The organism is Bacillus sp. LJBS06 (assembly GCF_016924995.1).
Classification (GTDB): Bacteria; Bacillota; Bacilli; order Bacillales; family Bacillaceae; genus Bacillus; species Bacillus stercoris.
In genome coordinates, this window is record NZ_CP070483.1 from 2,303,603 (window position 1) to 2,315,406 (window position 11,804).

Genomic DNA, 11,804 nt, shown 5'->3' on the forward strand with positions numbered 1-11,804 from the left:
CTCCCACTCTCTCTCCTTACAGAATATGAAGAAAGGGACAAGGATAGACCAACATTGTCTTTACATCAGCTTAAGCTTCGTTTGCTTTTTCGAGATCACAAGGAAGTAAGCAAGCCCGATTGAAAAGATGCTTAGCCAAAATGTTCCGTACCCTATTTCAGTCATATAATTAGAAAGCATAGAGTACTGCGGCATCATATCAAACAAGTAGTCAATGACATCGTTATGCAGTGTCCAGACTGCAGCAATTGCAAGATGCCAAAATGAAAAACGAAAATACGGACTGTATAATACGCCTTGCACTGCCATTGCAAAATGCGAAGCAATTAGCATGTAGCCCTCCCAAGGCAAGTCACCAGTTACTGCAAGCACAAGAAAATTCATAGCGACCGCCCATAGGCCATACTTTACGAGAGTAACTAGCGCAAGCGCTTCAAAGAGCGGAGCATTCCGTTTCATGATAAAGGCAAGCAGCACAAACAGAAAGAAAAACGTTGCTGTCGGACTATCTGGAACAAAAACCAGGAAACGGGCCGGTGTCTCCAGGAGCTGCGGCAAGTACCAATAGTAGCCGTAAACCGTTCCCAGAAAATTAATGGCTAAGACAAAAATAAGCATCGGCCTCTGTCCTAATACATATTGAAACCATTTCACATCAATCAACTCTCAGTCTGTAAAAATAATGTGTCCATATAAAAAAGCTGACGCCAGGTCAGCTTTTGATAATAAAAGTATATCCTTCCATTTGACAATTCACAATACGTTATTTTGCGGTTGTTTCAGAAATAAATTTCGCAAGTTCTTCGAGCTGCTTATCATTTCCTTTGAACACACCCGCAGGCATTTTGCCTTTCCCTTCTACAGCGATCTTTTTGATTTCTTCCGGTTTCAGCCCGCTGTCAACCAATGAAGGTCCAGCCGCTCCTCCCTGAAGGTTATCCCCATGGCAAGAAATACAGCCTTGTTCCTTAAAAATCTTATATCCTTCTGTATTGGTGTCAATGTCGGCCTCTTTTGTGATTTTCCCCTGTTCCTCTGCCTTGGCCCAGTCATGAGTAGCAACTGACTGCCACGTCAAAAATACAGCAGCGGAAATGGCCAGAAGCATCATACCGACAGCGACCGGACGCTTCCACGGCCTTCTTTCTGCCCCTCTGTCTAAGAATGGAGCCAAAAGCAGGGCTCCAAAAGCGAGACCTGGCATAATCATGGCGCCGACCACTGTAAAGCTTCCGGCGGCGTATTCATACTTCAACAGCTGGTATAAGAAAAGAAAATACCAATCCGGCAGCGGAATATAACCAGTATCAGTCGGGTCAGCCATCCGCTCTAAAGGCGGCTGATGCACAATCGTCAAAACAAGAAAACCGATGAGAAAGACAGCTCCAACCATCCATTCCTTTAACAAGAAATTTGGCCAGAAAGCCTCTGTTTTACCGGGATACTCCGAATAATCCTTCGGTATATTCGGCTTTTTTTCAGCCGGTATCCTTGAGTCGCCTACAAATTTCATCCCTTTGCCCCGGTGCATGTCGTTCCCTCCCTTTTATTCGCAGATCAAGAGTTTAAAGCGGTCCTGAAATCCCCTGCTTCCGGATCATAATAAAATGTGCTGCCATCAGCCCGAACAATGCGGCAGGAAGAAAGAATACATGGATCGCAAAAAACCGAGTCAGCGTTTGGGCGCCTACAATATCCGGATGCCCTGCAAGGAGCGTTTTAACTTGCGTCCCGATCAAAGGTGTGGCCTCGGCGATCTGCAGCCCGACTTTTGTTGCAAACAGTGCCTTCATATCCCAAGGAAGCAAGTAGCCTGTAAAACCAAGACCGAGCATGACAAAAAAGATCAGCACACCGACAATCCAGTTCAGCTCGCGCGGCTTTTTGTACGCGCCTTGGAAAAAGACCCTCAGCGTATGTAAAAACATCATCACAATGACCAAGCTCGCACCCCAATGGTGCATCCCCCTGACAATCTGGCCGAATGCCACTTCATTTTGCAAATAATATACCGATTCCCAGGCATTTTTGATATCAGGCACATAATACATCGTTAAAAACATTCCAGATAATACTTGGATAACGGTTACAAAAAACGTCAGTCCCCCAAAGCAATACACAAACGCAGAGAAATGATGGGCGGGATTCACATGTTCCGGTACTTCGTGATCGGCAATATCCCTCCACATCGGTGTAATATCAAGCCGCTCGTCTACCCAGTCATAAATTTTGTTCAGCATGTCACCCTTCCCCCTTAGGCTTTGCTTTTCCAAGATACAGGAAGCCGTCTTTTACTTCTTGCTCGTAATGATCAAGAGGCGAAAGCGGCGGCGTGCCAGGGACATTGGTGCCGTCCTTTTCATAGAGTCCGTAATGGCATGGACAAAAGAATTTATTCGGGTTTTTAGGATCACTATTCCAGTTCACCGTACACCCTAAATGTTTACAAATTGGCGAAAGTGCTACAATTTCATCCCCGTTTTTGAAGACCCAGGCTGATCTTGACTCTTCGGACTCATACCAGGCATCGACTTGATTAATTTTGAAATCAAAGCGCTGCGGCTCTTTTGTCAACTCATCAACACTGACAACCTGAACCATGTCCTGCTTCCCTGTCGATTTTAATACCGGGTCGAGTGCAAAGCGAACCATAGGCATGAGCATACTAGCCGCCATAAAACCTCCTACGCCTGTGAGCGTATAATTCAAAAATTGACGTCTGGATATATCATGTTTTCCGCCCATCTCTTCTCCCCCCTCTAGGTCACCCCTGCAAACTGACTAAAATAGAAAATATTGCAATAACTCTAGACACCCTCATAATATATGAATCTCTCAGCAAGGTCAATATAGCCAAAATATTGTTTATGAGGAAATGTAAGTGTTTTTATGAAGTGCTCCATAACTGTAACAAAACGTTCAAAATTTCAGCAGTGCGTTCATCCAATATTTTTCTTTTTAAAGAGTCATTTAAATGCTCTAATGGAACAGACGGTGTAACAATCATTTTGCCTAACGTATCCTCAGTTCTCCAATTTTCGTCAGATGTGAGCAGGACAACATGCGGAAATTCCGTTAGCAGCTCTTCCCGCAAATCCTTAAGCCCTTGAACGGTTATGTCATTTCTATCAACATATGTATAAGGAGGCAGTAAATATACCCGTCCCTTTAACTGCCTTTCCAATTCCTCTGAGAGAAGCTGTGTAAACTCGCCTTTCTCCGCCGCCATTTTAAAATGGTTATCCACCTTTATGTTAATTAATGGAATGACAGCGGTATCAATGTAATCCTTAGCTTGTAAATAGTCCTTGGCATCAGTGATTCTCCACCTCATTGTTCTCCCCCTTTACGGCAACAAGCCTTGCAATACGCTGCAAGGCTGGTCATATTATGTGAGCTGATTCAATTGGCGCGATAATTGTTCAAATGCTTCTTTATCATGACGATCTAACGCGTCGTCAATGTCTTTTAATAATTTTTCTCTTTGGAATGTGGAAATGGCGTGCTCCAAAATCTGTTCCGCCAACCCCTGGTCTTTTTTATTCTCAAAAAGATCTTTCGGCATATGCGGATTGGACTCCAGCACCGCCGCATACTCAGGTGAGCTGTAGGCCGAACGGAAATTAAGCTGGATAAACAAATCCTGCTGTTTATTTAATCTAATATCATGAAAAGATTTTTCCGCGTCGGTAGTCATGACATTCTCTTTATAGAACCGAAACGGAACTTCTTCAACACAATGTGTTGACATTATAATGCCTCTCGGGCAAAATTCAGCCTGCTCCACAAAATGAACCTTCTCCATGAGAGAATCATGGCTCATTAAGTAGTTCAAGATCCAAACGCACTCTCGGCGCTTTAACTGATAATGGTTTAAAAACCAACGGATAAAATCCTTTTTCTCATTGACAGAAACAGGGGTCTGCATGTAATTCCCTCCTCTATCGTTCGTATAATCTATATACTTATATGTTCCACATGAACGGTTAATATTCCTGCTTATCTCGAAAATTCATCCTCGATTCGCAAAATCGTTTCTTCCAGCTCTTCATTGGCTCCGTCCATTTCAAGAACCTTTTTCAAAAACGGCAGCGCTTCTTTTTGAAGGCCTTCTTCTAATAGGAAGCTTGCGTATTCATATAAGAAATCTCTATCCTCCCGGTAATGAAGATAGGCAGCCTCAAAGGATTGTTTTGCTTCCTCGTATTGCTCTAATTCAGTATATGCGCTTGCAAGATACCAATTGTATTTCGGATCTTCTTCACCGTAGCTGCGAACCTCTTGAATAAGATCAATGATCTGTTCATAATCCTCTTCTTTATGATACACGGCAAGAAGTGTATGAAGCGCTTCGACGAATCCTGGGTCAAGCGCAAGCGCCTCCTGAAGCAGCTTTTTCCCTTCTTCTGACTTCCCGATTTTCAGGGCCATTTTGGCGGCATAAAGGAAAAGTTCTTTGTTATATTCATCATATCTGATACCCTCTTTTGCCGTTTTTAATGCCTCTTCATACATTCCTTCAGCTTCATAGCTTTTTGAGAGCGGCATATACAGTGAAGAATAAGATGGATCAAGCTCCTTTAAATCAGACAGCTGCTTAATAGCCGTTTTTACAAGCTCCGCCTGTAAAGCTGTAAACCCATAGCCGAAAATCGTATTAGGATCAGGACTCTCATCAACAGCTTTCTCGTACCATGGAATGGCATCCTCAAATTCACCAGAGGCACTTAACGATTCTGCCAGTCTTTGATGGACATTAACGCCTCCGATCTCACTCTTCTCCTCAGCCGTTGATTTAAAATATTGAACCGCTTTTGCATAGGCTCCCTGAGTAAAGTAAAGTTCCCCCAGTGCAAAATCAATAACGGGTTCATTGGCCAGAATGGACTTTGCCTGTAAAAGCTTTTGTTCACTGACTTCGAATAATCCCTGCATCTGATAAAGATCCGCCATAAGCAGCAAACTTTCCGGATATGATGGATCTGTTTCCGGAATAGTCTCCAGCACAGCAAGAGCTTTTTCTTCTTCGTCAATATCTATTAAAAGTTCAGCGTAGAAATTCGTCAGTTCTGTTTCATTTGGGTATAAATCATGTAAATCACTAATCAGTGAAATGGCTTTTTCTACATCGCCCCACTCGTAATAAAGCTGGGCTGCAATCGCTTTATCTTCATCATGCAGCTGTTTTTCGGCTTTCGAGAGCGTATTGAGACCTTTTTCTGTTTCACCTGCTTCAACTAATTTTATGGCTTCTTGAATTAATGTATTCAAATCGGACCGGTCCTTTCTTTTCCTATACAACATCAACCATACAAAAAAGCTTTATTTGTTCGGGTTAATCTTATCTTAATTCAGACGAATGCCCCCGGCAAATAAGATGCTTGCTGTACGGAAGGAAATTATTGAGTCTTATTAGTTTACCAAAAGATCTTGAGATAGAAAATGAAAAAAGGAAGATCGCCCTCTGTACAGTAAAGCAGCTCTTTGACCTGCCGGCTTGTCAGTAAAGCGCATCCCCCCTTTTCGTTTTTCTTTCCTCTCTATAAGACAAGCTATGTTTTTTTGCCTCGAATTATGATTCTTCCAGTCAATCTGCAAAAAAAATCCTGAAGTAAAACTTCAGGATTTTTTAGAAAGCTTATTTAAATGTTCGAAGAAGGTTGGATAAGAAACGTGAATGGCATCCGTGTGCTCGATGTCAATCGGCTCCTCTGTTATACAGGAAGCAATACCAAGCATCATTCCGATTCGATGATCTCCGTGGCTGGACACTGCTGCGCCGCCTTTCAGCGTTTGTTTGCCATAAACCTTCATTCCATCTGCTGTCGGTTCAATTTCAGCACCTAGCTTGCGAAGCTCAGAAACAACAGTGTCAATGCGGTTTGTTTCTTTCACTTTAAGCTCTGCCGCGTCCTTAATAACGGTCGTTCCTTCCGCCTGAGTCGCAAGAAGCGCGATGATAGGGATTTCATCAATTAAACGCGGAATGATATCTCCTCCGATTTCAACTGCTTTGAGAGATGACGTTTCTATAATCAAATCTCCATAAGGCTCTGCACTGCTGTCAGCAGATGGTTTAATTTCAAGTTTTGCCCCCATGTTTTGAAGGACATCAATAATACCTGTCCGAGTCGGATTTAACCCAACGTTTTTCAATACAATTCTGCTGTTTGGAACCATCGCGCCAGCAGCAAGGAAAAACGCGGCTGAAGAAATGTCTCCAGGAACAAAAATATCAGCAGCTGTCAGTTTCTGGCCTCCATCAATGGAAACGCTTGTTTGATCTTCAGAAAGCTTAACGCCAAAAGCAGACAGCATCCGCTCAGTGTGGTCGCGGGATTTATGGGGCTCTGTAACAGTTGTTGTGCCCGCAGCCTGTAATCCGGCCAGCAAAACAGCAGATTTAATTTGCGCGCTTGCGACAGGTGATACATAATCAATGCCTTTTAATGAGGCGCCGCTCACTGACAGCGGTGTAAATTCTCCACCGGCTCTGCCGTCGATTTTAGCCCCCATTTTTTTCAAAGGCTCAGTAACACGCTTCATTGGACGCTTCGCAATGCTCTCATCTCCGGCTACCGCGCTGTAAAAAGGGCGACCCGCCAATATTCCGAGCATCAGGCGAATTGTTGTACCTGAATTTCCGACATCCAAAAGGCTTTCTGGCTCTTTCAGGGCATCGATTCCTTTTCCGTGAATCACGACATCGCTGCCGCTTTGCTCAATTTGAACACCCATTTTTCTAAAGCAATCGATTGTGCTCAGACAATCTGCTCCCGGCAGAAAGTTTTTAACTGTTGTTGTGCCTGTCGCTAGCGCGCCAAACATAACAGAGCGGTGAGAAATGGATTTATCACCGGGAATATGTATTTCTCCGTGTAAGGCCTGCACCTTTTTTTGTTTCATTTTTTTCCACCTCAATCAGCATAAAAAGTTTCATATTCCGCCCGGGCTTCAATGCATTGTTCTGCCCGTTTGCGATCGTCATCAGACTGAAAACTGATCCTTAAAATCCCGTTAATATCCTCTCGTGTTTCAATAATGCGGATATTCGTGATGCTGATGCGCTCCGCAGCTAAGATCGCCGTTATCTCGGATATCACACCCGGATGATCGGGAACATCCACGTATAAATCATAAAATGCCGGTATCGCTCCCTTCTGCCGAAGCGGCAGCCCGTCGCGATAATCCTTAGCTGTTTTAAAATAACGAAATAGATTTTCCGCATCTTCCTGTTCTACATATGTACGGATCTTGTCAATTTCACGAATCCACTCATCAAAACGATCCAAAATTTTATCTTTATTATGTAGTAGAATATCCCGCCACATGGCCGGGCTGCTCGATGCAATCCTTGTAATATCTCTGAACCCGCCGGCAGCAAAACGCTTAACTAGCGGATAAAGGTCTTCCGAATGATGGGTTTGATGAACTAGGCTTGCTGCGACAATATGCGGAAAATGACTAATAACACTCGTGACGCCATCATGTTCCTCTGGTGACATTTCCACAAAATGGGCATTTGTCCCCTTCAGCAGGTTTTTCAATTGTTTTACCGCTTGCCTATCCGTTTTCTGGCCTGGTGTTAAAATATAAAATGCATTTTCAAATAGGAATTCTTTCGCAGCGGCCACCCCTGATTTATGTGAACCCGCCATCGGATGCCCTCCGACAAATTGATAGCGGCTAGGCAGCACTTGATCAGCATAATCAACCACTTTTTGCTTTGTGCTTCCCACATCCGTAATCAAAAGCTCGTGTTCAATTCCTGAATGAGCCAGCTCTTCAAGCATAACCAGCGTTTGTTCGACTGGTGTCGCAATGATGACTGTAGACGACTCTTTCGCACCGCTAATAAACGAATCAGCACGATCGTCTATCACACCTAACTTTAATGCGGCAACCGCCTGTTCATCAGAGATGTCGATTCCGATAATCCGTTTGCCGGGGTGATTTTTTTTGATCGCTAGCGCAATCGAACCGCCTATCAATCCGAGACCGGCGAGCAATATTGTATCTTTCATTCGATTCATACGTCATCACCTGGTTTATAGACTAAAGAGGTGACATTTGATCACCTCTTATAAAATTTCAGCTAAAATGGCAAGTATTTCTTCGTTTTGCTCTTTTGTTCCGATCGTAATCCGGAGTGATGTCGGGAAACCTAACGCATTTCCTGACCGGACGATATAGCCTTTTTCAAGCAGAGCCTGAAACAGTTCATCAGCAGGGCGTTTAAAGTCCATTAACACAAAATTTGTCTGTGAAGGGTAGCACTTTAAACCATGAGTCTTCGCAAAATCATAATACTGCTGAAGGCCTGCATTATTTTGCTCGACACAGGAAGCAATAAACGCTTGATCATCAAGTGCTGCGATCGCCGCAGCCTGGCCCAGACGGCTCGTATTAAACGGCTCTCTCGCCGGCTCAATCTGGCGAATCAGGTTCTCGTCAGCAATTCCGTATCCGACTCTGAGCGCTGCCAGACCATATGCTTTTGAAAATGTGCGCAAAATCATCAAATTGGAATACTTGCTTAAGAGCGGCACGGTTTCCGGGTAATCCTCGGCTGTTACATATTCATAATATGCTTCGTCAAGAACGACAAGGACACGTGAAGGAACGCGCTCCAGAAATGCGAGTAATTCTCCTTCAGATGTATAAGTGCCAGTCGGATTATTCGGGCTGCATATCCAAACGACTTGTGTCTGTTCGTCGATCGCTTCTAACATGGCGTCTAGATCATGTGAGCCGTCAGGACGAAGTGCGATTTCACGTACTTCAGCACCTTCAATGACCGCATTATGTTTATATTGCGGAAAAGTGGGGGCAGCAGTAACCGTGTTTGTTTTATCGTTTAAAAATGCCCGACAGATGATTTGAATGATTTCATCAGAACCGTTGCCGAAAATAAGTGATGTTTCGCTGACATTGAGGTGCTTACTGAGCCTTGTCCGCAAAGCGGCGCTATACCCGTCTGGGTAAAGGGCAAGCTGTTGAATCTCATGATGAAGCGCCTCTTTTGCAGCCTCCGAACAGCCGTACGGATTCTCGTTTGAAGCAAGCTTCACAACTTTATCCAAGCCATATTCTGATTTCACTGCTTCGATCGGCTTACCGGGCTGATAAGGCTTCAGCTGTTTTAAATGTTCTTTGATACGCAAATCAGTCACCTCATTTTAAACTGTACAAGCCGCCAAACGCCATTGCGTACTCCTCAAATTCCTGCAGCGCTTGTTTTCTCTTTTCAGCGCTGGTGAGCCGGTCCTTTAATTCTTCTATCCTTCTGACGAGCGCACTTCCTACTACGACACCGTCACAAATTTCATTCATCTTTAGGACCTGTTCACGGTTTGATATACCGAACCCTACAGCGACCGGAACAGTGCTGAGATCCTTCACAGCCCGAATGAACGGGTACATGGATGAATTGAACTCATTGCGGACACCGGTCACACCCAGAGAAGATACACAGTAGACGAAGCCCTCGGCTTGTTCAATAATGGTTTTCAAACGGCTTTCACTTGTCGGCGCAACCAAAGAAATATACGTCACCTCATGGCTTTTACATTCCTCTTGAAGGCTGGCGCTTTCTTCTAGTGGCAGATCCGGAACAAGCAGACCGTCAATATGATTTTCCCGCAGTAAAGCGAAAAAGTATTCTTTGTTCAATTGTAACACAGGATTATAATACGTAAAGAGGATAATCGGAATATTCACTCCGTTTTTTTTCATTTCTCCGCCTAATTCGATTGCCTTTACGATATTCATTCCTTGATCAAGCGCCCGCTTTGAAGCCCGCTGTATCACCGGGCCGTCTGCAAGCGGGTCAGAGTATGGAACACCAAGCTCCAGTGCTGTGGCGCCAGCTTTTTGGAGAGACTTCGCCAGTTCAATCGAAACCTCAGGCACTGGATCGCCAGCCGTAATAAACGGGATAAACAATTTTTCTGATGGTTGAAGATCTAATTTAAACATGGGCTTTCACCTCATTTTCCAATACATTCATTAATGTGTTGACATCCTTATCTCCCCGTCCTGATAAACAAACGAGAATGATTTGACCGCGATCCATTCCTTTGGCGAGTTTGAATGCCTTCGCTAACGCATGGGCAGATTCGATTGCCGGCAAAATCCCCTCTTTTTCTGACAAGAGCTTTAATGCATTCACCGCTTCTTCATCTGTGATACTGTCATAAGTGACACGGCCGCTCTTATGCAAGTAAGCGTGCTCCGGACCGATCCCCGGATAGTCGAGACCTGCTGAAATAGAGTAAGGCTCAATTATCTGCCCGAACTCATCCTGAATGAGATATGTCAATGAACCGTGAATAACCCCTACGGTACCTTTCGAAATAGTAGCGGCATGAAGAGGAGTATCTATTCCTTTTCCTGCAGCTTCAGCTCCGATCAGTTCAACATCTTCGTTTAAAAATGCCTGAAACATCCCCATCGCATTGCTTCCTCCGCCTACACATGCCACTACTTTATCAGGCAGAGCGCCTTCAATACGTTTCAGCTGATCCTTCGCTTCCTCTCCGATCATTTTTTGAAATTCGCGGACCACTTGCGGATAAGGGTGCGGACCGACAACCGATCCAATCATGTAAAAATGATCCTCGCAATGCTGAACCCAGTAACGGATCGCCTCATTTGTAGCATCCTTCAATGTTCCGTTCCCGCTTGTTACAGGCACTACTTCCGCACCAAGAAGCTTCATACGAAAAACGTTCAGAGACTGGCGGGCAACATCCTCTTCGCCCATAAACACAATGCACGAAAAACCGAATTTGGCTGCGACTGTTGCAGCGGCAACGCCGTGCTGTCCGGCGCCCGTTTCAGCAATGATTTTCGTTTTGCCCATTTTTTTAGCAAGCAGCGCTTGGCCTAACGCATTATTGATTTTATGGGAACCTGTATGGTTTAAATCTTCTCGTTTCAAATAGATTTTCGCGCCGCCTAAGTATTCAGTGACTCGATCAGCATATGTTAATGCAGTCGGCCGTCCGGAATAGTCCTTTAACAGCTTATAATATTCTTCACGAAAAACAGGATCATCCTTGATTTGTTTAAATGCTGTCTCTATTTCATCTAACGGCTGCATGAGTGTTTCCGGAACAAACTTCCCACCAAAATCACCGTATCTGCCTATTTCATTCGGATATGGATACATATCGGTTCATCCTTTCTTCTAAAAGCCTCATCAGATTTTTATCTTTTTGCCCGTTTTTTTCAATTCCGCTGGCAAGGTCAATTCCTGCCGGCTGCCATTTCAATAGGCCTTTGACGCTATCCGGATTCACCCCGCCAGCGATAAAGCAGCGTTTACCAATCACCGCCCGCTGATATTCCGGCACACAATCCCATGAAAATGCAACACCAGTTCCGCCTCTAGCCCCTTTTACAGATGAATCAATCACAAAGCCATCCACATTATCTATAAAGCGGGCTATTTCTTGAGTTGTATTATGATGATGGTGAAGCGCCTTCCAAATTTCACAATCTGTCAGTTTGCGAAGCGCATCAGCATCCGCCGGGTTTTCATCACCATGAAGTTGAATGACGTCAAGCTTCAATTCCTTAGCAATGCGTGACATCCTCTCTATTGATTCATTAACAAAAACACCTGCAACTTTTTTTTCGACACGAACCTGGTTCAGCCACTTTTTCACATCTTGCGGAGATACTTTTCGTTTGCTTTCAGCAAATATAAAGCCAAGATAGTCAGCCTGTGATTGCGCCGCAAGCTGCAAATCCTTTAGTGACCGAATACCGCAATATTTTAATGCCGGTTTCTCCACAAC

Annotated in this window: 13 protein-coding genes; all 13 read right to left on the minus strand. The window is 44.3% G+C overall.

Annotated features, from left to right (window positions below; translation table 11 throughout):
* Window positions 1-60: 60 nt before the first annotated feature.
* A complete protein-coding gene (lhaT, locus tag JQX68_RS11540; RefSeq protein ID WP_205440310.1) occupies window positions 61-654 on the minus strand; it encodes a lipoprotein heptaprenylglyceryl N-acetyltransferase LhaT in 594 nt (197 codons plus the stop codon).
* Between the two features lie 109 nt (window positions 655-763).
* Window positions 764-1,531, minus strand: a complete 768-nt coding sequence (locus tag JQX68_RS11545) for a menaquinol-cytochrome c reductase cytochrome b/c subunit (protein ID WP_014664395.1) — start codon at window positions 1,529-1,531, stop codon at window positions 764-766.
* Between the two features lie 34 nt (window positions 1,532-1,565).
* Window positions 1,566-2,240 (minus strand): menaquinol-cytochrome c reductase cytochrome b subunit, encoded by a 675-nt coding sequence (gene qcrB, locus JQX68_RS11550; RefSeq protein WP_003225560.1) that lies wholly within the window; start codon window positions 2,238-2,240, stop codon window positions 1,566-1,568.
* A 1-nt stretch (window position 2,241) separates the two neighbouring features.
* Window positions 2,242-2,745, minus strand: coding sequence for a Rieske (2Fe-2S) protein (locus tag JQX68_RS11555; protein WP_004398062.1), 504 nt, complete (start codon window positions 2,743-2,745; stop codon window positions 2,242-2,244).
* A 142-nt stretch (window positions 2,746-2,887) separates the two neighbouring features.
* Window positions 2,888-3,334 carry a YpiF family protein gene (locus JQX68_RS11560; protein ID WP_014664396.1) on the minus strand — a complete coding sequence of 149 codons (447 nt, stop codon included), beginning with the start codon at window positions 3,332-3,334 and terminating at the stop codon, window positions 2,888-2,890.
* A gap of 54 nt (window positions 3,335-3,388) precedes the next feature.
* Window positions 3,389-3,928, minus strand: coding sequence for a ReoY family proteolytic degradation factor (locus tag JQX68_RS11565; protein WP_014664397.1), 540 nt, complete (start codon window positions 3,926-3,928; stop codon window positions 3,389-3,391).
* A 71-nt stretch (window positions 3,929-3,999) separates the two neighbouring features.
* On the minus strand, window positions 4,000-5,271 hold the full coding sequence (locus JQX68_RS11570; RefSeq protein WP_147772174.1) for a tetratricopeptide repeat protein: 1,272 nt from the start codon (window positions 5,269-5,271) through the stop codon (window positions 4,000-4,002).
* Window positions 5,272-5,619: 348 nt separating this feature from the next.
* On the minus strand, window positions 5,620-6,906 hold the full coding sequence (gene aroA / locus JQX68_RS11575) for a 3-phosphoshikimate 1-carboxyvinyltransferase (RefSeq protein WP_147772175.1): 1,287 nt from the start codon (window positions 6,904-6,906) through the stop codon (window positions 5,620-5,622).
* 11 nt (window positions 6,907-6,917) lie between these two features.
* Complete coding sequence (locus JQX68_RS11580; RefSeq protein ID WP_205440311.1) at window positions 6,918-8,033, minus strand: prephenate dehydrogenase; 1,116 nt, start codon at window positions 8,031-8,033, stop codon at window positions 6,918-6,920.
* A 48-nt stretch (window positions 8,034-8,081) separates the two neighbouring features.
* Window positions 8,082-9,164, minus strand: coding sequence for a histidinol-phosphate transaminase (hisC, locus tag JQX68_RS11585; protein WP_040082777.1), 1,083 nt, complete (start codon window positions 9,162-9,164; stop codon window positions 8,082-8,084).
* Between the two features lie 10 nt (window positions 9,165-9,174).
* The gene (gene trpA, locus JQX68_RS11590; RefSeq protein WP_147772177.1) at window positions 9,175-9,978 is read right to left on the minus strand and encodes a tryptophan synthase subunit alpha; all 804 of its coding nucleotides are present in this window, start codon (window positions 9,976-9,978) and stop codon (window positions 9,175-9,177) included.
* Entirely contained in the window at window positions 9,971-11,173 is a 1,203-nt protein-coding gene (gene trpB, locus JQX68_RS11595) for a tryptophan synthase subunit beta (protein ID WP_069149786.1), read from the minus strand. The genes trpA and trpB overlap by 8 nt, the downstream gene beginning before the upstream one ends.
* Complete coding sequence (locus JQX68_RS11600) at window positions 11,154-11,801, minus strand: phosphoribosylanthranilate isomerase (RefSeq protein ID WP_147772178.1); 648 nt, start codon at window positions 11,799-11,801, stop codon at window positions 11,154-11,156. Before JQX68_RS11600 ends, trpB begins: the two co-directional genes overlap by 20 nt.
* Between the last annotated feature and the right edge of the window lie 3 nt (window positions 11,802-11,804).